This is a genomic window from Dolichospermum circinale AWQC131C (genome assembly GCF_000426905.1).
Classification (GTDB): Bacteria; Cyanobacteriota; Cyanobacteriia; order Cyanobacteriales; family Nostocaceae; genus Dolichospermum; species Dolichospermum circinale.
Genome location: NZ_KE384659.1, coordinates 40,076 through 59,483 on the forward strand (window position 1 = coordinate 40,076; position 19,408 = coordinate 59,483).

At 37.7% G+C, this 19,408-nt stretch carries 21 protein-coding genes, 1 tRNA gene and 1 other annotated feature; of the genes, 12 read left to right on the plus strand and 10 right to left on the minus strand.

Annotated features, from left to right (window positions below; genetic code table 11):
• Positions 1 to 136: 136 nt before the first annotated feature.
• Positions 137 to 373: a DUF433 domain-containing protein gene (locus ACIR131C_RS0120910; RefSeq protein ID WP_028091726.1), complete on the plus strand. Its 237-nt coding sequence runs from the start codon at positions 137 to 139 to the stop codon at positions 371 to 373.
• Entirely contained in the window at positions 370 to 567 is a 198-nt protein-coding gene (locus tag ACIR131C_RS27010; protein WP_231395520.1) for a DUF5615 family PIN-like protein, read from the plus strand. Before ACIR131C_RS0120910 ends, ACIR131C_RS27010 begins: the two co-directional genes overlap by 4 nt.
• A 198-nt stretch (positions 568 to 765) precedes the next feature.
• Here the strand turns inward: ACIR131C_RS27010 and hflX are convergent, their stop codons facing one another.
• The gene (gene hflX, locus ACIR131C_RS0120920; protein ID WP_028091727.1) at positions 766 to 2,502 is read right to left on the minus strand and encodes a GTPase HflX; all 1,737 of its coding nucleotides are present in this window, start codon (positions 2,500 to 2,502) and stop codon (positions 766 to 768) included.
• A gap of 399 nt (positions 2,503 to 2,901) precedes the next feature.
• Between hflX and rplS the strand changes: the two genes are divergently transcribed.
• The 8 genes from rplS to rplL all read left to right on the plus strand — a co-directional run bounded on the left by rplS (position 2,902) and on the right by rplL (position 7,242).
• Entirely contained in the window at positions 2,902 to 3,264 is a 363-nt protein-coding gene (gene rplS, locus ACIR131C_RS0120925) for a 50S ribosomal protein L19 (RefSeq protein WP_028091728.1), read from the plus strand.
• A gap of 161 nt (positions 3,265 to 3,425) precedes the next feature.
• Positions 3,426 to 3,498: transfer RNA gene (locus ACIR131C_RS0120930), tRNA-Trp, on the plus strand.
• Positions 3,499 to 3,669: 171 nt separating this feature from the next.
• Positions 3,670 to 3,891 (plus strand): preprotein translocase subunit SecE, encoded by a 222-nt coding sequence (gene secE, locus ACIR131C_RS0120940; RefSeq protein ID WP_028091729.1) that lies wholly within the window; start codon positions 3,670 to 3,672, stop codon positions 3,889 to 3,891.
• Positions 3,891 to 4,523, plus strand: a complete 633-nt coding sequence (gene nusG, locus ACIR131C_RS0120945) for a transcription termination/antitermination protein NusG (RefSeq protein ID WP_028084802.1) — start codon at positions 3,891 to 3,893, stop codon at positions 4,521 to 4,523. Before secE ends, nusG begins: the two co-directional genes overlap by 1 nt.
• Positions 4,524 to 4,529: 6 nt before the next feature.
• Positions 4,530 to 4,955, plus strand: a complete 426-nt coding sequence (gene rplK / locus ACIR131C_RS0120950; protein WP_028091730.1) for a 50S ribosomal protein L11 — start codon at positions 4,530 to 4,532, stop codon at positions 4,953 to 4,955.
• 128 nt (positions 4,956 to 5,083) lie between these two features.
• Positions 5,084 to 5,800 carry a 50S ribosomal protein L1 gene (gene rplA / locus ACIR131C_RS0120955; RefSeq protein ID WP_028091731.1) on the plus strand — a complete coding sequence of 239 codons (717 nt, stop codon included), beginning with the start codon at positions 5,084 to 5,086 and terminating at the stop codon, positions 5,798 to 5,800.
• A gap of 96 nt (positions 5,801 to 5,896) precedes the next feature.
• Positions 5,897 to 6,064 (plus strand) — a sequence feature (ribosomal protein L10 leader region).
• A gap of 136 nt (positions 6,065 to 6,200) precedes the next feature.
• The gene (gene rplJ / locus ACIR131C_RS0120960) at positions 6,201 to 6,746 is read left to right on the plus strand and encodes a 50S ribosomal protein L10 (RefSeq protein ID WP_028091732.1); all 546 of its coding nucleotides are present in this window, start codon (positions 6,201 to 6,203) and stop codon (positions 6,744 to 6,746) included.
• A gap of 109 nt (positions 6,747 to 6,855) precedes the next feature.
• The gene (rplL, locus tag ACIR131C_RS0120965) at positions 6,856 to 7,242 is read left to right on the plus strand and encodes a 50S ribosomal protein L7/L12 (RefSeq protein ID WP_028091733.1); all 387 of its coding nucleotides are present in this window, start codon (positions 6,856 to 6,858) and stop codon (positions 7,240 to 7,242) included.
• A 74-nt stretch (positions 7,243 to 7,316) separates the two neighbouring features.
• Here rplL and ACIR131C_RS0120970 read toward each other — a convergent pair whose 3' ends face one another.
• Positions 7,317 to 8,867: a bifunctional ADP-dependent NAD(P)H-hydrate dehydratase/NAD(P)H-hydrate epimerase gene (locus ACIR131C_RS0120970; protein ID WP_028091734.1), complete on the minus strand. Its 1,551-nt coding sequence runs from the start codon at positions 8,865 to 8,867 to the stop codon at positions 7,317 to 7,319.
• Positions 8,868 to 8,942: 75 nt separating this feature from the next.
• On the minus strand, positions 8,943 to 9,602 hold the full coding sequence (locus tag ACIR131C_RS0120975; protein WP_028091735.1) for a hypothetical protein: 660 nt from the start codon (positions 9,600 to 9,602) through the stop codon (positions 8,943 to 8,945).
• Positions 9,603 to 9,772: 170 nt separating this feature from the next.
• Between ACIR131C_RS0120975 and mnmA the strand changes: the two genes are divergently transcribed.
• Positions 9,773 to 10,828 (plus strand): tRNA 2-thiouridine(34) synthase MnmA, encoded by a 1,056-nt coding sequence (mnmA, locus tag ACIR131C_RS0120980; protein ID WP_028091736.1) that lies wholly within the window; start codon positions 9,773 to 9,775, stop codon positions 10,826 to 10,828.
• Between the two features lie 116 nt (positions 10,829 to 10,944).
• On the opposite strand, the gene ACIR131C_RS0120985 is transcribed toward mnmA, so the two are convergent.
• From ACIR131C_RS0120985 to ACIR131C_RS0121010, 6 genes are all read right to left on the minus strand, one after another.
• The gene (locus ACIR131C_RS0120985; RefSeq protein WP_028091737.1) at positions 10,945 to 11,373 is read right to left on the minus strand and encodes an EVE domain-containing protein; all 429 of its coding nucleotides are present in this window, start codon (positions 11,371 to 11,373) and stop codon (positions 10,945 to 10,947) included.
• A 121-nt stretch (positions 11,374 to 11,494) separates the two neighbouring features.
• Entirely contained in the window at positions 11,495 to 12,796 is a 1,302-nt protein-coding gene (locus ACIR131C_RS0120990) for a hypothetical protein (RefSeq protein WP_028091738.1), read from the minus strand.
• Entirely contained in the window at positions 12,789 to 13,709 is a 921-nt protein-coding gene (locus ACIR131C_RS0120995) for an SPL family radical SAM protein (RefSeq protein ID WP_028091739.1), read from the minus strand. The genes ACIR131C_RS0120990 and ACIR131C_RS0120995 overlap by 8 nt, the downstream gene beginning before the upstream one ends.
• A 42-nt stretch (positions 13,710 to 13,751) precedes the next feature.
• Entirely contained in the window at positions 13,752 to 14,771 is a 1,020-nt protein-coding gene (gene arsS / locus ACIR131C_RS0121000) for an arsenosugar biosynthesis radical SAM (seleno)protein ArsS (RefSeq protein ID WP_051347651.1), read from the minus strand.
• A 277-nt stretch (positions 14,772 to 15,048) separates the two neighbouring features.
• Entirely contained in the window at positions 15,049 to 16,416 is a 1,368-nt protein-coding gene (locus ACIR131C_RS27425; protein ID WP_035372665.1) for an SUMF1/EgtB/PvdO family nonheme iron enzyme, read from the minus strand.
• Between the two features lies 1 nt (position 16,417).
• Entirely contained in the window at positions 16,418 to 16,915 is a 498-nt protein-coding gene (locus tag ACIR131C_RS0121010; protein ID WP_028091742.1) for a hypothetical protein, read from the minus strand.
• 263 nt (positions 16,916 to 17,178) lie between these two features.
• On the opposite strand from ACIR131C_RS0121010, the gene ACIR131C_RS0121015 reads away from it, so the two are divergent.
• Entirely contained in the window at positions 17,179 to 17,997 is an 819-nt protein-coding gene (locus ACIR131C_RS0121015; RefSeq protein ID WP_028091743.1) for an Rpn family recombination-promoting nuclease/putative transposase, read from the plus strand.
• Positions 17,998 to 18,101: 104 nt separating this feature from the next.
• Here the strand turns inward: ACIR131C_RS0121015 and arsM are convergent, their stop codons facing one another.
• A complete protein-coding gene (arsM, locus tag ACIR131C_RS0121020; RefSeq protein ID WP_028091744.1) occupies positions 18,102 to 19,070 on the minus strand; it encodes an arsenosugar biosynthesis arsenite methyltransferase ArsM in 969 nt (322 codons plus the stop codon).
• Positions 19,071 to 19,408 lie beyond the last annotated feature (338 nt).

Consider the following 19,408-nt stretch of genomic DNA (forward strand, 5'->3'; position numbering starts at 1 on the left):
AATTATTAAAATACTAATGTAGGGTGTGTTAGCGACAGCGTAACGCACTATAATTGCGAGATAGTTAAATCATCTTTATGAGTCAGAGATATATTTATATTATAATTAATTTAGTCTAATCATAATATTTAAAATCATGAATAACTTAGTATTAGAGAGAATAACAATTAACCATGATATTTGTCATGGTAAACCCTGTATTCGTGGATTACGCTATCCTGTAGAAATGATCTTAGAACTTTTGAGTTCAGGAATGAGTATTGATGATATTTTAGAAGATTATGATGATTTAGAATACGAAGATATTTTAGCAGTTCTCACCTTTGCTACTCAACTCACTCAAGTTAAAAGTATTCGACAATTAGTTTCATGAAATTCTTAATTGATGCTCAATTACCAGAACGTATTGCAAATTTATTGGAAAAATTAGGTTATGATGTTGTACACACCAAAAATCTACCTTTACAAAATGCCACTCCAGATTCAGAAATTAACAAATTATCAATCATAGAACAGAGAATTGTTATTATTAAAGATAAAGATTTTTTAGATTCTTTTTTAATCTAAAAAGAGCCTTACAAACTACTATTAATAACAACAGGTAATATTAGTAATAAACAAATTGAGCAAATTTTTATCCAAAATATTTCCCAAATGGTTGAGTTATTTATGAATTATGATTTTTTAGAACTGACTAAAGATAGTTTGATTATTCATTAAGCTTAGATCCCAGACTTGTTTAAGAAGTCGGGGATCTAAAAATTATCAACCACCGTCAACAGCGTACTGAATAAGCAGTGATAACCGTTGACGCAATGTTTCTAGACCTAAACGCTGACTAGCAGAAATGAAAACCGCTAGGGGAAACTCTTCCCTCGCTAAAGCCAGGGTTTCACTACTAACTTGATCAATTTTATTAAAAGCCACTAACGCTGGACCAGGTGTAATGGGCATTTGCGCGAGTATGTCCCGAACTGAGCGAATATGACTTAACCAAGCAGGATGAGATAAATCTACTAAATGCAGTAAAGCATCCGCTTCTGTCACTTCCTCCAAAGTAGCGCGAAAGGCATCCATTAAAGACGCAGGTAATTCATGAATAAACCCTACAGTATCCGTCATTAAAGTTTCCTGGGGTGCGCCGGTTTCCGCGTGGGGAAGCATTAACCGCCGTGTGGTGGGGTCAAGGGTAGCAAATAATTGGTCAGCCGTGTATACTTCTGAATTAGTGAGAGCATTAAGTAAAGTAGATTTACCAGCATTGGTATAACCAACTAAAGCCACAGAGGGAACTTCTCGGTGTTGTCGCCGTTGACGTAATCTACAACGATGTGCCTGTAATTGATTAACTTCCTGTTGTAGTCGAGAAATGCGTTTTTGAATAGCCCGACGTTCCGTTTCTAGCTTGGTTTCACCAGGTCCTCTAGTTCCAATACCACCTCCCAATCTGGACATGGCTTGACCCCTGCCAGTGAGTCGTGGTAACATATACTCTAACTGTGCTAATTCTACCTGTAATTTACCAGCACCAGATTGAGCGCGTTGGGCAAAAATATCTAAAATTAATTCCGTACGGTCAACTACTCTGACCCCAATTTGGGACTCTAAATTGCGGACTTGGGAAGGTGAAAGATCACGGTCAAATACTACCAAATTAGCGCCGAGAGTTTGCACCGTGAGAGCAACTTCTTGGACCTTACCTTCACCGATAACTGTTTGGGGATGAATACGCGATCGCTTTTGTTGTAAAGTCTGTAATACATCACCCCCCGCCGTATCTACCAACCGTGCCAATTCTGCTATAATATCCTCGAATTGTTGCGGGCTAGTATTATCCGTTAATACTCCTACAATGACCACCCGATCATGATCACCGTCCACTTCCTGAGCTACGTATTCCCGACTAAATTCCGCTTCTAGATTTTCTACCAATTCGAGAAAATCCTGGTCAGCCAAAGCATCTAAACTTAGAGGCGGTGATATGTGGGAATATATACCAGGATCAGCCATACTAATATCAGAAGATTTAGTAGTCACTAACTGTCTATTATTAGCCACAAGGTGGGCTAAATAAGCTTCTTTCACGTATCCAGTTGCACCACCACCACGCTTAGTAAATCCGCCCCCAGTAATATTTAAAACTACCAAAGCATCCAATCTTTGTAAAGCCATAGCCGTCAATGCTGACTCATTTGGTGGTTCTGACTTGAGATTAGTAGATAAACAGCGAATTCCGCTCAGACGTTCAGCACCGTAGCGAGGTATTTCCATGGGTGGGATTTGAGTTTGACGCGGAGTACCCACACCAACCCGAATCACTTGTCCACGACGGTTGATATAAGTACAAACAGGTTGATTAATTTCCGTACTAACTGCTGCAAGACGTTGTGCAAACTCAGATGTAGTAATACAATCCCCTGATATCCGCTGATGGTACAGCCGCTGGAGTTGTTTTAGCTGGCTGGACTTTAAACCTTGAATATTACCAAAAATAGTCTCTATAGGCGTTTAAGACCAGTTACCTGGTTCCCCCTGAATCCTGATACTGTCTATTTTACAACAGAAATTGGTTAGTTGACAGGTAATAGGTGATAGGTGATAGGTAATAGGTGATAGGTGATAGGTGACAGGTGACAGGTGACAGGTGATAGTTATTAGCGGATAGTTAACAGGTGATGTTTGACAGGTGATAGTTGATAGTTAATAGTTGTTAGTGGATAGTGGATAGGTGACAGTTGATAGGTGATAGTTGTCAGTGGTCAGTGGTCATTAGTTAATTTTATTCTTCCTTCTTTCCTTCTAACTCCTAACTCCGTGAGTCTTTCAATAAATAGCTGGACTATGGGGCGATTATAGATTTATAATTAGTGATTGTGAGTTTTTTCAGAAAACAGAAAAGTAATGAACGCCCAAGAGATTATTCGCTCAATTGAAGCGGAACAATTGAAATCTGATTTACCTGATATCTATGTCGGTGACACAGTAAAAGTCGGAGTCAAAATCAAAGAAGGTACTAAATACCGCGTCCAACCCTACGAAGGTGTAGTTATAGCCATGCGGAATGGTGGTATTAACGAAACCATTACAGTTCGTAAGGTTTTCCAAGGTGTGGGTGTAGAACGGGTATTTTTACTCCATTCTCCCCGGATTGAGACCATTAAGGTATTACGTCGTGGTAAAGTTAGACGTGCTAAACTTTACTATTTACGCGCCTTGGTCGGTAAAGCAACCCGCATTAAACAAAGATTCGACCGCGCCCTCTAATTCCATAGGGGGAATTAACAGACAAAACCCAAGCTGTGAGCGGCATTCGCCGCTAACTTGCCAAAAATAAAAAAATAAGTAACAATTTAGATGACAATTAGAGTCGAATTGTGTTAGACTAAAAAAAGTTGATCACAATGACCAAAAAGAGAAAAGCTTGTGCGCTCTTAGTTCAGTTGGTAGAACGCAGGTCTCCAAAACCTGATGTCGGGGGTTCAAGTCCTCCAGGGCGCGCTCAAAAAGAAAAATATTGCCCGAAGCAATAACGTCACTGCCAAAACAGCAGAAAACGTCAATTATTTCGGGTATAATTTTTTGAAAACATAGCTTTCCTAAAAGGTCGAAACTGTAAACCTTGAAAAAATCACAAGGTGAAGCTATTCAAGAAACGAGGGTATAACGACTGTGGCCAAAAAAAACGAAGCAGAAATACCAGCAACCGAAAATGGGTTTAGCTTAAACAATTTTTTCCAAGGAACAAAGGAAGAACTTGAAAAAGTAGTTTGGCCCAGTCGGAAACAGTTGGTGAGTGAATCAGCAGCTGTGCTATTAATGGTTACACTCTCCGCCTCCTTGATATACTTGGTCGATGGATTGTTCAGTTGGGCAGCAAAACAGGTGTTCTGATGACTTCTGCAACAGACGAACCACGTAATTTAGAATTGCAGTCGGAGGAAGCCCTGGGAACAGCGTCTAAAGAGTTACGCTGGTATGCAGTGCAAGTAGCTTCCGGCTGCGAGAAACGAGTCAAGACAAACTTAGAGCAACGTATCCAAACTTTTGATGTCGCTGATAAAATCATCCAAGTGGAAATTCCCCACACACCAACGGTGAAAATCCGTAAAGATGGTAAACGTCAGCCCTCAGAAGAAAAGGTTTTTCCTGGATATGTGTTAGTACGCATGGTAATGAGTGATGATACATGGCAAGTGGTAAGAAATACCACCCACGTCATTAACTTTGTGGGCGCGGAGCAAAAGCGTGGTAGCGGTAGAGGTCGTGGCCACGTGAAGCCAGTTCCCTTAAATCCTGCGGAAGTTGAACGCATATTCAAACAAGCCACGGAACAAGAACCAGTAGTCAAAATTGATATGGCTACAGGTGATAAGATAGTGGTACTTTCTGGTCCATTTAAGGATTTTGAAGGCGAGGTAATTGAAGTTTCCCCAGAACGGAGTAAACTAAAAGCTCTACTCTCAATCTTTGGACGAGATACACCAGTAGAATTAGAATTTAATCAGGTTAAAAAACAGAGCTAAATACAAATGGCGAAGAAATTAGTAGCGGTCATTAAATTGGCCCTGAATGCTGGGAAAGCCAACCCAGCACCGCCAGTTGGTCCTGCACTGGGTCAACATGGTGTTAATATCATGATGTTCTGCAAAGAGTACAACGCTAAAACAGCAGACCAAGCGGGAATGGTGATACCAGTAGAAATTTCTGTTTATGAAGACAGAAGTTTTACATTTGTACTCAAAACCCCTCCAGCATCAGTATTGATTCGGAAAGCGGCGAAAATTGAAAGAGGCTCAGAGCAACCCAACAAAAAGAAAGTTGGTAGCATTAGTAGAAATCAGTTACGGGAAATTGCTCAAACCAAACTTCCCGACCTCAACGCTAACGATATTGACGCAGCCATGAAAATTGTGGCGGGAACTGCGAAAAACATGGGCGTAACTATCACAGATTAATTAAGTGATAAATTTTGAGTTTGTGCTTTTGAGTGAATAACTAATAGCCAAATCGAAAATCCAAAATCCAAAATCTAAAATCATATCGGGGGAGAAGCACAACTTCGAGATGACCCCAGGAGAAAAAAATGGTAAAAAAAGTGTCACGCCGCTTGCGGGCGTTACTAGAAAAAGTAGAAGATAGGGATTATACGCCCTTAGAAGGATTAGCTCTGTTAAAAGAAACAGCAACCGCTAAATTTGCCGAAGCTGCTGAAGCTCATATCCGTTTAGGAATTGATCCCAAGTATACAGACCAGCAGTTACGGACAACAGTAGCATTACCTAAAGGAACGGGGCAAATAATCCGGGTAGCAGTGATCGCTAGAGGGGAAAAAGTCACAGAAGCGACTAACGCTGGTGCTGATATAGCTGGTTCAGAAGAACTGATTGAGCAGATTCAAAAAGGCTTCATGGACTTTGATAAGCTGATTGCGACACCAGATGTAATGCCACAGGTAGCAAAGCTGGGTAAATTGCTAGGTCCCCGTGGTTTGATGCCGTCACCCAAGGGTGGTACAGTAACCTTTGATATCGGTAGTGCGATCGCCGAATTTAAAGCTGGTAAATTAGAATATCGGGCTGATCGGACTGGGATTGTTCATGTTATGTTTGGTAAGGCTGGTTTTTCACCTGAAGATTTATTAATCAACCTGAAGGCATTACAAGAGTCCATTGACCGTAACCGTCCTTCTGGTGCTAAAGGTCGTTATTGGCGGTCATTGTATGTATCCTCGACTATGGGTCCATCAATTGCCATTGATATCAACGCCCTACGGGAATTAAAACTCACTGAAGCTGCATAATTTGGTAATAGGTAATTGGTAATGGGTAATTGGTAATTGGTGATAGATGAGTATAATCAGCAATGACTAATGACCAATGACTAATCACTAATGACCAAAATTAAATAGATAAAGCCGGAGACAGCAGGTGCTAATAGCTTAATATCCTGCCGAGGTTGTAATTTTAACTATCTGAAGTTTAAACAGTCAAACTGTGACAACAACAGTATTAAAAATACCACTTTGAAACCCTGGCTAAGTTAGCTAGGGTTAACTGTTTTCGGCAGGTCAGCAAAAAGGTAATGGGTGATAAGTGACAGGTGACAGGAAATAGAGTAAAAACTAACAACTGACAACTGACAACTGACAACTGACAACTAACAACTGACCAATGACAACTGACATTGGAAGTGAGATAAGTATGGGAAGAACGTTAGAAAACAAAAAAGAGATAGTAGCTGATCTCAAGGAAACCTTGAGTAAGTCAACTTTAGCACTGGTAATTGATTATCAGGGGCTAACAGTTGCCGAAATCACCAATTTGCGTCAGCAACTCCGTCCTAGTGGTGCTATATGTAAGGTGACAAAAAACACCTTTATGGGCATTGCCATTAAGGATCAGAAAGAATGGGAGCCAATGTCAGAATTGCTGAAAGGCTCTTCTGCATTTCTGCTAGTTAAAGAAGATTTATCCGCGATTAAAGCTTATCAAGCATTCCAAAAAGCCACCAAGAAAACAGAAATTCGCGGTGGTGTCATGGAAGGTCGTGTCCTGAGTGAAGCTGATGTTAAGGCTCTAGGAGACTTACCATCTAAAGAACAACTCATGGGTCAAATCGCCGGTGCTATCAACGCTGTGGCTACCAAGCTGGCTGTTGGTATCAACGAAGTTCCCAGTTCCTTGGCTCGCGCTTTGCAAGCTATCGCTGAAAAAGAAAATGGTGATAGTTCCGAAAGTGCTTCTTAGTGTGTATTAGCAAATACATAACGCACTAATTAATGGTGGTGTGCTTAACCACTAACAAATGACAACTGACAAATCAAAACAAATCAAAAATTATTTAGGAGTTATATCCATGTCTGCTGCAACCGAACAAATTTTAGAACAATTGAAAGCCCTCACTTTATTAGAAGCTTCTGAATTAGTCAAGCAAATCGAAGAAGCCTTTGGTGTTAGCGCTGCTGCTACTGGTGGTATGGTGATGATGGCCCCTGGTGCTGCTGCTCCGGCTGAAGAAGTAGTAGAAAAGACCGAGTTTGATGTAATTTTGGATTCTGTACCTGCTGACAAGAAAATTGCTGTCTTGAAGATTGTCCGTGAAATTACAGGTTTAGGACTGAAAGAGGCTAAGGATTTGGTAGAAGCTGCTCCTAAAGCTGTTAAGGAAGGTGTAGCTAAGGACGCTGCTGAGGATGCCAAGAAGCGGATTGAAGAAGCTGGTGGTAAGGTAACAATTAAGTAATTAATTGGTAATTGGTAATTGGTAATTGGTAAAAATTAATTATTACCTATTACCTATTGCCTCTTTCCTAATTATCATCGCTGCAAAACTGAGATTAAATACTGTGTCAGTGTAAAAGCATCAACTCCTAATTCTGTTCTTGCTTGTGCTGCTAAAATTCCGGCTTGAGAATGCCACCAAGTCGCACTTGCGACTAAATCCTCTATGGTAAGTTCTTGGGGAGGAATTTGTGCTAATAGTCCACCTAACAAACCAGTTAATACATCACCGCTGCCTCCACGGGCTAAGGCCGGGGTACTTTCGGGATTTATCCAAACACCACCTTGAGGATTAGATATAGCCGTTCTTGCCCCTTTGAGCAGGACTATCGCCCCACTTTCGTGGGCTGCTGTTTGTACTGCTTTGACTCTATTGGTGTAATCAATATGGGGAAATAAACGCTTAAATTCTCCCGTGTGGGGTGTAATTACAGTGGTTGATTTTCGTGATTTTAATGTGGGAATAGTTCCTAATTGTGCTAGGATATTTAAAGCATCAGCATCGAGAATTAGAGGACATTCACATTCAATTATTTCGGGAATAATAGAAATATTATCTTTAGTTAAACCCGGTCCGCAAGCAATTGTAGTAAATGAATTTAAGTCTATCAGGTGCGTTGCGCTATCGCTAACACACCCTACTAATGGTAAATTAGCAATTGCTCCTTTTTCTGTTTCAGGACAACCGATAATTAACGCTTCTGGTAAATGGGAAACTAACAACATTTTTAGAGATTCTGGTACAGCAATTGATAACATTCCTACACCAGAAGCTCGCGCACCCAAACCTGTTAAAATTGCTCCACCTGCGTAACGTCGAGAACCACAAATTAATAGTAAATTTCCTTGTTTATATTTGTGAGTAATCAGGGGACGGGGTAAGGGTAGGGTAGATAATGCTGTTGTTTTAGTAATGCGTTTGATTTGGGGAACATTATCTTTATCTAAAATAGCATGAATATCTGTTAAAGGAATATGAAAATCAATTAATTCAGTTTTACCAACATAAGGTAATGCTTGTTCTTGTAATAAACCTTGTTTCCATAAACCCAAACAAAATGTATAACTTGCTTGAATAGCTGTTCCTAAAACTTCCCCTGTGTCTGTGTGTAAACCGGAAGGTATATCAATACTAATAATAGGTTGATTTGTTTGATTAAAATGATTAATTGCAGCAGCTATAGAGTTGGTAATTTGTCTTTCTAAACCAAAACCAAATAAACCATCAATTAAGAAATCACAATTTGGTAATTCGTTAATTTCTTGATAACAGGGAATTTTCAAACTTTGAATATATTGAAAATGTTGTGAAGTTAATTCTTTCAATTTAGAAAAAGGTTGATAAATCCAAATTTTATAACCGTGAAAATACAATTCACGCGCTACTACTAAAGCATCTCCTCCATTATGACCTGGACCTGCTAAAATGCCCACAGATTTATCTGGAGAAATAATAGTTTGTAAGCGTTGGAAAATTAATCCTCCTACCTTTTCCATTAAAGCAGCTACAGGCATTCCTGCGGTAAATATTCTGGTTTCAATATCTCGCATTTGCGCTGCGGTAACTACAAATTGTTCTTTTGTCATTTGTCATTTGTCAGTTGTCAGTTGTTCGTTGTCAATTACCAATTACCTATTACCAATTACCAATTACCAATTACCCTATTTTCCATAATAAACTCTAGCATTACCGTAACCTGAATTTTGAAAATAGCTATTCCATATTTCTGCTTCAGATTTGTCACTAAAAGGTCCTATAGCTATATGCGCTCCCCGTGGTTGTGTTCTCATAATTACACTAATATTTGCACTTATTTTCTGTCGAATTTCTCTACCAAAAGAACTTAAATTATTATGATGACTAGGAATCACGATATAGTAGTATTTTCTTTCTTTTTGTTTATCAGGATTATTGGGTATTACTTCTAGATTTGCAGCATTAACAATTCTAGCACCAAAAACACCATTTAATTCCAATTCTCTCACCCTAATCTCGGCATTAGATTGTTTGTGAAAAACACCAGATTGAATCACATTACGTCCATTATAATTGCGGATATAGGCATTGCTTTCAACTTGCTTAACTCGTTGCAATACTTGAAAATCACTGCTATCAACATAAACAAAATATCGTTCAAAATTTCGGTTATACTGGTTCAATTCCCCCGGTTGTACTTGCTGCGTCCTCTGTGCTAAAAATTGACTATTCTTGGGGATTTGAGCCTGAACTGGAGTACAATCGGATATTAACGCCCAATACCCACCCGCAAGCAAAGATAACATAGATAAAGGAGTAAAGTAACTGACTTGTAGATTAGACATATTTGTTACCAGCTTTTACAGAAATTTTCTATGAACTATTCGATATATGGATTACTTTAACAGGAAAATTTCTCCTATATGCTACAATCGGAAAACCTCGCACTTTGTGAGCAAATAAAAAACCCCTTTCTTACGAAAATAAGCCGCAAGCACTTTGAAAAGTGTGAATTATGAAAAAAGTTGTCGTTGGTCTTTCTGGTGGCGTTGATAGTTCCGTAGCCGCCGCTATGCTACATAATCAGGGCTATGATGTAATTGGTTTAACCCTTTGGCTAATGAAAGGCAAGGGGCAATGTTGCTCTGAAGGAATGATCGACGCGGCTGATATTTGCCAACAATTGGGTATTCCCCATGAAATTGTTGATATTCGGGATGTCTTTCAAAGGTCAATTGTTGATTTTTTGGTGACAGGTTATAGTGCGGGAATTACGCCATTACCTTGTTCTCAATGTAACAAAACAGTGAAATTTGGTCCAATGGTGGAATATGCAAGGGAAAAATTAGAATGCGATCGCATCGCTACAGGTCATTATGCCAAAATTCGTTACGATGACGCTACTAATCGTTACCAATTGTTACGAGCCGTTGACCGCAATAAAGATCAGTCTTATTTTCTCTATGATTTATCCCAAGATTTATTAGGGGCTGTAATTTTTCCCCTGGGTGAATTGAATAAAAGCGATACCCGGAGAATTGCTACAGAATACAATTTAAAAACCGCTGATAAACCGGAAAGTCAAGATCTATGCTTAGTAGAAAGTAACGGTTCTATGCGGGCATTTTTAGATAAATATTTAGCTCCCAAATCCGGTGATATTGTTGATACTACTGGCAAAATTTTAGGCCAACATGATGGTATTCATCATTACACAATTGGTCAGCGAAAAGGCTTAGGTATTGCTGCGGCCGAACCCTTGTATGTGATTTCTTTAGATGCTGTTAATAACAGGGTAGTTGTAGGCGATCGCACCAAAGGAACTCAGTCAGAATGTACAATAAATAGAGTAAATTGGGTTTCTATTGCTGAACCTGTAACACCCGTACGAGCAGAAGTACAAATTCGTTATCGTTCTCAACCCGTAGCTGTGACAGTAATTCCTTTAGAAGATTCTCGCGTGCGTTTGGTATTTGATGAACCACAGTTCAGCATTACACCCGGACAAGCTGCGGTTTGGTACGACGGAGACAAGGTATTAGGTGGGGGAATTATTGAACAGTTTAGTTAAATAGAGTTGAATTTTAGTCAATTTTAGAGAAGTTCAACTCTCCATGATCATAGAATATCAACCAGACAAAAACTCTTTCATAACACTTTGAGGAACAAAATTATTTTTAATATTTCCTACTTTTCCTGAATTAATTTTTGTACCTGTTCCCACTCTTCTGAACTTACCTTAAAATTAGTCGAATTGGGAGCGCGAAGCACCAATAAATTTTTAAGCACAGAATCTTCTTGTAACTGATTTTTCAGTAAAGGAGATTCTACGAATTTATTTGTAAATCTAATTATCGCTTGTTGTTTTCCCAAAGCCCTTGTAGAGTCTACCCAATATTTCTTATCTGGTATTTCCGTCAAGAATTGAGCGGGTTCTATCACTTCTGCTGTCGCATAAATTCCCCCTTGACTACCAGATAACCAAATAATAACACCATCACCAGCAGCGATATCTTTAGCATAACGAGTTACCAACCAAGGAATTTCTTCCAACTGCTCGATAGCGTCTAAAACCCGATAATACTTGGGGTTTCCTTGAAATAACCAATAAGCCATATACTTTTCTGATAATTACCAGGTCAGATTATACCATTTTTCAAATTTTTGATTTTCATAAGAGTTTGTACTGGTGGGTATATTTAACATACCCTATTTAAAAACTGCTAAACATTGCAATCTATACCCGGTTTTTCGCTATGATTACATAATCATCTAATGTATATTTAGATTCATAATTTTGATCAAAATACTTTTTAAGCATAGAACTAATATAAACTTGTTTGGGTAAGTTTTCTCGAGCAAATTTCGCAAAGTCAACAATGGTAGAACTTTTTCTGAGACCAGTTGAGGTTAGATATTTATACCAAACTAACTTTAGTCCCAGTTCTTCTACAAACTTATATACTACATTTTTTTCCTGTTCTTTATCTTCAGTCCGATAAGTATTATAAGCCTTAAATAACTTTTTATCCTGGATAATAAGCATTACATAACCTTGACTACTTAAACTATTAGTAAATATTTCTTTATATATATTATTAGCCTTAATTCTTTTAGAATCATCTGCAAAAAAACAATGAGAAATGACAATAAAATTAAAAAAGTTTTTCGGAATATTACTATATTTTTCTTCCGAAGAAAAGATATCAGCAGTAACAAAACGAAAATAATTATTTATAGGATTTATTTGCGACTCAATATATTTACGCCAAAATTGAAGTCCACGATACTGAAAAGTGTCTTGTTTTTCAAAGGAATAGTAAGATACGTGCATTTGGGGAATGCTAAAAAAGCTGCTACAACTTTGGAGAAATAAAGCTAAACCATAAGCTGTTGTTCCCGGTCCAGCAGCAATATCAAGAATATTTAATTTAGTTGGTAGCAACTCATTTTGGTAAATTAAAAACCAGAATAAATAGAGACAATATACATTTTCTAGAAAATACTTCATGAAATAGACATGAGGAGTTAGATTAAGACTATATTCTGGATCTTTTCCGGCTTTTAAACCATTAATATCATCAAGAGCATCTTTTAAATCTATTATTAATTTTTGTTCAGATTTTTGTTTAGTAATTTTACTAAATTGTTCTTGAAGATATTTGAATAGTGCAACTTCCAAATCATCAAATATACTCTGGTCAATTCCTGTAACTTGTAGTTTATATTCATCATGATCTACTAATTCAAAAGTTTGATATATATACTTAATAAATTCTCTATCAGGTTTTAATGAGAGATGAGATTTTGATTCTGTTGCTTCCGTTATTTGTTTTTTTAAATTTGTGATTTCCCGTTTATTTTCCTGGGAAGTCCTTTCAAGTTGAAGTTTATCTCTAAATAGTTTCTCTAACCATGAAAAACTCGCTCCTGATTTTTGAATTTCTTGCAAAATTTTTACAGCACTTTGGTGATCACTACGCCGTAATGCTGATTTTAACTGCTGACTTCTCCACCAATTAATAATAAAATTACTCATAACCAAAACCATCCTTTCCTTCTTTTATTTCTACACCTGGAAGTTGAGATATTAACTTTTCTTTAAATCGTTGATAACTCAACTGCTGAGAATTATACCACCAATCATACTTTTGTTTAATTTCTTCAGCTTCTTGACGAGTTCCCGCGACTAAAGAACGATTATTATTAGCATGAAAGTCCTGAATTACCACTCTATCTGCAATAGCTAATTTTTGAATAAACGTATCTTCATCTTTGGCTAGTGTTGGAAGTAGAGGTGTAATAGTAATAGAAATTTTAGGAATAAAACCTTTCAAACTATCAATGCTTTCTCGTATTTTCATAATAGCATTTAATCTAGCTTTAATACTAGGAGAGCGGGGTTCAAAATCTTTTCTGACAACTTCGCTACCTGTGGGAATGCTCATATTAATTCGCAACCTTTGAAACCTTTGTAAATAATCAATGTCTCTAGTAATAATTGGACTGCGAGTTTGAATTACTAAATGTGGACGATAATCAAGCATTACTTCTAATAAACTACGAGTTAATTGATGTTTAGATTCCAAAGGTTGATAAGGATCTGTAACACTACTCATATAAATTCTGGGAGGTTGATTAGGATTTTTTCGACACCAAGCTTCTAATTCCCTTGCTAAAACTTCCGCAGCATTTTCCTTAAAAATTACCCATTTACCCCAATCCTGACGCATTTGATGATTAGGGCTAAATGCAGCAGCATAGCAGTAACTACAGCCATATTGACAACCACGATAAGGATTAAGAGTAAAGTCATAAGCAGCAATAAAACCAGTTGCTTTTGTTAGTAGTGATTTAGCATTTTGGTTGTAAACTGTAATATCTCCAAATTTTTCGCGCACAAATTTTGTAGGAGTTTTGTCGCTATAACCTTCATACAATAATTTCGCCATATACGAACATTTCATTAAATTGAATAACGGTATTTTGAAAATTTATACTATAGCACCACCACAACTAGAACCACAACCCGCAGTACAACCATAACAATATTCAGCAGTTTGGACTTCATTAATTATATCTAAACTACCAATTTCTAATAATTTACTCACAGTCAACTTTTCACCATTACTAGTTTGAGCAGGTAAATTCATCATTTGATTAAAGTCACAATCATAAATATTCCCTAAATAATCAACTGAAAGTTGTTCACGACACATTAAACCATCAATTGTATTTGCATTAAAGTGAGATTCCAAAAAATGCAAATAGCGAGAATAAAGCTGTTTTCTTTCTAAATGAAACTTTGTTCTCCCCACAGGTATATTAGTAATCGTAAAAAGATGATTAAATCGAATATCAAATTTTTCAGACAGAAAGGTTTTATAAGCCTTTTCTAAATTTTCCTGTTCAGGAGTGAGAGAAAAATTTTCACTATTTGGTAATGGAGGATTATACACCAAATCTAAAATCAAATCTGGATTTTGACCATAACCTAATTTATTCAACCATTGCAAAGCTTGAATAGATTGATCAAAAACACCATTTCCCCGCATCTTATCAACATTATCTGCTAAATAACAGGGAAGAGAAGCGACAATTCTGACTTGATTCTCAGCCAAAAAATCTGGTAAATCCTCAAATCCCTCCACAAAATAAATCGTCAAATTTGATCTGACAATGACCTGTTTACCTGCATTTTTAGCAGTTACTACCAAAAACTTAAAACCATAATTCATTTCTGGAGCGCCACCAGTTAAATCTACCGTTTTAATTTGCGGAAACCTACCAATTAAAGTAATTAACTGTTGACAAACTTCCGGTGTTAATTCCTCAGTTCTTTTCGGACCAGCTTCTACATGGCAATGGTTACAAGCTAAATTACAAAGTTTTCCCAAATTAACTTGTAAAACATTAATTTCCTTTTTTGTTAAAGGAGAATCTATCTGCTGAAAAAAAGGTGTAATCATAGAAGCATCTCTAGCACGACTATAAGAGGATATTTTAAAGGTCATTCAACCTCAGAGACAAGGGGAAGTGACAGACTATTGATAATTGGGACATATTTACTAAAAATATAGTCAAATATTTCTAGCTTGGTAAGGCTTACACCATTTTTGTGATTTAAACTCAATACCACTTGACTAAATCGAAAGTTTCCTATATTATGGATGAACAACTCATAAATTATTACCAAAATCTAAAAAAATATTTTTGATCGCTCCACTCCGTTACGCTAGGAGAGTGAAAAGAATAAGAGCGCAGAGCGCAAAAGAGCAAGAGTGTAAAGTGCTAATGAGTCCACGCAGCACCACACACAACACGAAAACCGTAGCAGCTGTAGTCGAAGCCCGCATCATTATAGAGACGATAGGCCGAACGGCAATAACCAGGATCGTAGTACCAAGAACCGCCGCCCAGCAGCTTTTTATTAACGCTTAGACTTGTCCAAGCACTGCCATCTTTAGGCGCATTTATATAATTTTCCTGCCAATCATCTTCGCACCATTCCCACACATTCCCACACATATCATATAAACCAAAAGGGTTGGCGGGAAAAATTCCTACCTCTGTGGTTTTTTGTCGATATTGTCCTTTTTGTCCCTGCCCGTAAGTGTAGTTACCATTATAATTAGCTAAATCCGTAGAAATTGTTTCCCCACAATAAAACGGGGTAGTAGTTCCTCCACGACAAGCATATTCCCATTCGGCTCCAGTAGGTAAACGATAGGTTTTATTTGCCATTCGGGAAAGTCTGGCACAAAATTCTTGAGCATCATTCCATGATACACACTCAACAGGCAGATTATCACCTTTAAAATAAGATGGATCAGATTTTAAATCAATGTTAACCTTTGGTAAGGCAGCCACGACTCGCCATTGTTGTTGAGTAACTGGATATTTACCCATGAAAAACGGGGGAACAGTAACTTCATGTTGTGGACTTTGAGAAGAATCATAACCTTCCTCATTTTCTGGAGAACCCATTTTGAAAGTTCCACCGGGAATAGCTACCATTTCCAGAATTACACCATTTCCCAAATCTTCGCCAAAATAATTTGCGTTTTTGGTAATGCGTTGAATTTCCGAACTTTTTCCTAAACCAAAAACACCAGATTTTAAAATTAACTTAGCTGTTTCAAATTTAAAACTGGTAACAGGAATATCTAAAAACTTTTCCGGTTTTGGTTCAGTATTATTTAGTGAGGGATATTGAAAATTCCGTCCTCTGATACCACGGATTAAATCCTGTAATGCTTCTTCATCTTGTTCAACATTTGAATTAGTAAACCTAATCCAAGCCCACTGTTTTAAATGAAATAATTCATCTGGAATATCGCTAATATCAGGAAGTAAAATAGGAATTACACGAAAACCGGTTTCTTTTTTGTCAAGAAACAATTGTATTATTGCACCAAGTTCTAAATTCCTCTGAAAAGCTCCCAATCTATTTTGGCTAATAAAAAAAGCACCTACTTTAGACCGCGAAATTCCTTGAAAAACAACTTCTTGAATATTGTCTCCAGCAAAAATTTGCTCCTTATCTAACCAAGGATTTAAACCACGTTCTCGTAGTTTGTTGGCAATTTTTATAACTTCGGGTTTATCTTTACTATTGTGAGCAAGGAAAACATCAAATTGTAGTCGGTTATCAGACATTTTACTCCTCCACACCGGCAATAATCGCCAAAGCCTTCGCATACTCTTCTAAATCACCTCGCAAAGCAGCCAACTCGCTTCGCAACTTTCCTTCCTCAGACCAACTCACCTCGTGTTCCTTCACACTTACCCCCATAGGCCGTCTTGCTTCCCAAGCTTGTAAAATAGGATGCCATTTAGCTAAAAATGGTCGTAACCCATTATTCAACACCGCAATAGCAATACCCCCAACTGAGTTCTTAGAAGCACCCACATCAGGTCCAGCCGCTTTGAGAACTTCGCGGGTAGTTCCAAATAAACTATACAAAGAATTTAACGCTTCCCGCACTAACCCCTGGTCAACTTCTAAAGACTGCACAGCAACCCGTGTCACCAGTTCTACATACAACGACCAAGCGGCTTTCCGTTCTGTTGTGTCCGCTTCCCATTCCGCAGCACCAATACCAAAGGGAAGACTAATGGATACTTTTTTTAATTTTGCGGGATCTTGTTTAGGCATAAACAGCCATTTTAATAAAATTAATTATTTATTCCATCTAAATTAAACCATACTTAGTTGAGAAATAAAAGCAAAGATGAGAAATCTGAGAATTTTACCCCATTTTCTCTCTAGTTTTTCCTATTCTCTCCTTCTCATGCTCTGCGTGGAAACGAGAGTTTTCTTGCTTTGCGTCTTTGCTCCTTTGCCTCTACCCTTCGGGATCTCTAAGAGAGATTGCGCGAAACCTCAGCTAGATTAGATACAAGAATTACTCAATTACCGTGAAAACCGATACAATTTTCTATAGCTTATTTCAAGCATTTCCTAGCATCTTTTTTGAATTAATTAACCAGTCTCCCACAGAAGCAGGTACGTATGAATTTACCTCTCGTGAAGTTAAACAACTGGCTTTTCGTTTAGACGGTTTATTTTTACCAACCACCAAAGATGCCAAAAAGCCATTTTACATTGTTGAGGTTCAATTTCAACCCGATGATGATTTATATTATCGTCTCTTTGCAGAGCTTTTTCTCTACCTGCGACAATACAAAACTCCTCATCCTTGGCAAGCTGTAATCATCTATCCTAGTCGTAATATAGAAAGAGAACAGAATGTACAATTTGGGGAAATCTTACTGCTTGAAAGAGTTACACGCATTTATTTAGACGAGTTGGGAGAGAGTTCTTTAGGGGTGGGAGTTGTTAAACTAGTAATAGAAACAGAGAAGGCTGCACCAGCATTAGCAAGACGTTTAATTGCCCAAGCAAACCAACAACTAACTGATACCAAAATTAAACGGGATTTAATTAATCTGATTGAGACAATTATCGTCTACAAATTACCCAAAAAAAGCAGAAAGGAGATTGAAGCTATGTTAGGTTTAAGTGAGTTGAAACAAACCAGAGTTTATCAAGAAGCTTTAGAAGAAGGTAAAGCTGAAGGTGAAGCTAAAGGTAAACAAGAAGGTGAAGCTGAAGCAACCAGAAAGTTTGCTTTAAAATTGTTACGAACTGGCATGAATTTACAACAAATTGCTGAGGTTACGGAATTATCTCTTCAGCAAGTTCAGGCTTTACAAAAGGAAATTCAAGAATCATAGTAGTCTCGCTCTAATAAAATACTATTGAGGACGGGGAAACCCCGCCCTTACAGGTTTGAGGATAGAAAACTGTACTTAATAGCGGAGGAAAATACTGTATAGAATTAACAACATCCTCCACCATCATAATACCATGTAGAATCAGTAATAATGATTTCTTCAGCATTGATAACTGCTAACTTTTCCGCCGTTTTATCACAAACAGCCACAGGAATTCCCCTTTGTAAAATATGTCCAGATTGATCATCAAAAAATTCTTCCTTACCCGCATAAATTGCTGTTTTACCAGTAAAAATACAAGCCCCGTCTGAGGGGATTTCCACCTTAAAAGCCACAGAATCAAGACTTTCTAAAAGGATATTTTCCTGTAGTTGATAACTATGTTTATCTAATAAACGATAAGGACGACGTGCGCGAATTTCCACTTGTCCAAAACCAGCATTAATTATTAGTTGAGTATATTCTGGATATGTAAGAGCGCCGGATAAACATAAAGCGCGTAAATGTTCATTTTGTTGTAAATGATCAGGAATTGGACTGGTAGCAATTGGATCACTCATTTGTAAGCGACCGCCGGGTTTTAATACTCGATATGCTTCCTTTAAAGCGCGAGTTAAATCCGTTGGTTCAAAAATATTGAAAAGGCAATTTTGCGCTACTATATCCACCGAAGCATCAGCCCCAGGTAAATTAAAAGCGTCTCCAGGACGAATTTCAACAAAGCTAGTATCAAACCAGGGGTTTTCTGTTGCAGCAATTTCTAAATTACGCATTGCAGCTTCTCGCATAGCCTCCACAGGTTCAACAGCAATAATCGCACCAGGACGAGGAGAAAAATAAGCAAATTGTAACGCTTCTAAACCACCACCAACACCAACATAGAGAACTGTCGGTTCATTATTAAGTTCGTTGTGATGAACTGTAGTTCCACAACCATAGTTCATTTCCTGCATAGCCAGAGGAATTTTCAGCCCTGGTAATTGTAAAGGTGTACTTTGGACACAGCATAGCCCCACTTCTGGTGTTTGAGCAACTTGGCTGTAAAATTGGGCTGCGGTTTCTAAATAGGTCATAATCTCAAATTAGTATCAATCTATTTTAACAGAACTGTTTCTGGCTTCACCGTCGCCGTGCTGCCATATTTTTCCTTTCCAAAAGCCTTGACTTTTAATCTCAACAAGATTATTATGTACAACTAATGGAAGGGGAGTAGCTGCTGACAGTAAATCAAGATTTTCTGTTCAGTATATCTAAATCAACATACTGGTGATGAACCTGGTTTAGATAGCGAATAAACAAAGTATTTGAAAGCGAGACCTTCACTGACTACACATTGAAAAGTGTGGAGTTCAGTGAGGTTTTATGGCTCTCATTGATACTCCACACAGGTAAAAAATCCTTGAGGAGTTTG

Bases quoted from the DNA above. Each gene is read 5' to 3' on its own strand.
- ACIR131C_RS0120995 (WP_028091739.1), bottom strand. From the start codon at position 13,709: ATGGCGAAATTATTGTATGAAGGTTATAGCGACAAAACTCCTACAAAA.
- rplA (WP_028091731.1), top strand. From the start codon at position 5,084: ATGGTAAAAAAAGTGTCACGCCGCTTGCGGGCGTTACTAGAAAAAGTA.
- rplL (WP_028091733.1), top strand. From the start codon at position 6,856: ATGTCTGCTGCAACCGAACAAATTTTAGAACAATTGAAAGCCCTCACT.
- arsM (WP_028091744.1), bottom strand. From the start codon at position 19,070: ATGACCTATTTAGAAACCGCAGCCCAATTTTACAGCCAAGTTGCTCAA.
- ACIR131C_RS0120910 (WP_028091726.1), top strand. From the start codon at position 137: ATGAATAACTTAGTATTAGAGAGAATAACAATTAACCATGATATTTGT.
- arsS (WP_051347651.1), bottom strand. From the start codon at position 14,771: ATGACCTTTAAAATATCCTCTTATAGTCGTGCTAGAGATGCTTCTATG.
- rplS (WP_028091728.1), top strand. From the start codon at position 2,902: ATGAACGCCCAAGAGATTATTCGCTCAATTGAAGCGGAACAATTGAAA.
- mnmA (WP_028091736.1), top strand. From the start codon at position 9,773: ATGAAAAAAGTTGTCGTTGGTCTTTCTGGTGGCGTTGATAGTTCCGTA.
- ACIR131C_RS0120970 (WP_028091734.1), bottom strand. From the start codon at position 8,867: ATGACAAAAGAACAATTTGTAGTTACCGCAGCGCAAATGCGAGATATT.
- ACIR131C_RS27425 (WP_035372665.1), bottom strand. From the start codon at position 16,416: ATGTCTGATAACCGACTACAATTTGATGTTTTCCTTGCTCACAATAGT.
- ACIR131C_RS27010 (WP_231395520.1), top strand. From the start codon at position 370: ATGAAATTCTTAATTGATGCTCAATTACCAGAACGTATTGCAAATTTA.
- ACIR131C_RS0120990 (WP_028091738.1), bottom strand. From the start codon at position 12,796: ATGAGTAATTTTATTATTAATTGGTGGAGAAGTCAGCAGTTAAAATCA.
- ACIR131C_RS0120985 (WP_028091737.1), bottom strand. From the start codon at position 11,373: ATGGCTTATTGGTTATTTCAAGGAAACCCCAAGTATTATCGGGTTTTA.
- ACIR131C_RS0120975 (WP_028091735.1), bottom strand. From the start codon at position 9,602: ATGTCTAATCTACAAGTCAGTTACTTTACTCCTTTATCTATGTTATCT.
- rplJ (WP_028091732.1), top strand. From the start codon at position 6,201: ATGGGAAGAACGTTAGAAAACAAAAAAGAGATAGTAGCTGATCTCAAG.
- rplK (WP_028091730.1), top strand. From the start codon at position 4,530: ATGGCGAAGAAATTAGTAGCGGTCATTAAATTGGCCCTGAATGCTGGG.
- ACIR131C_RS0121010 (WP_028091742.1), bottom strand. From the start codon at position 16,915: ATGCCTAAACAAGATCCCGCAAAATTAAAAAAAGTATCCATTAGTCTT.
- nusG (WP_028084802.1), top strand. From the start codon at position 3,891: ATGACTTCTGCAACAGACGAACCACGTAATTTAGAATTGCAGTCGGAG.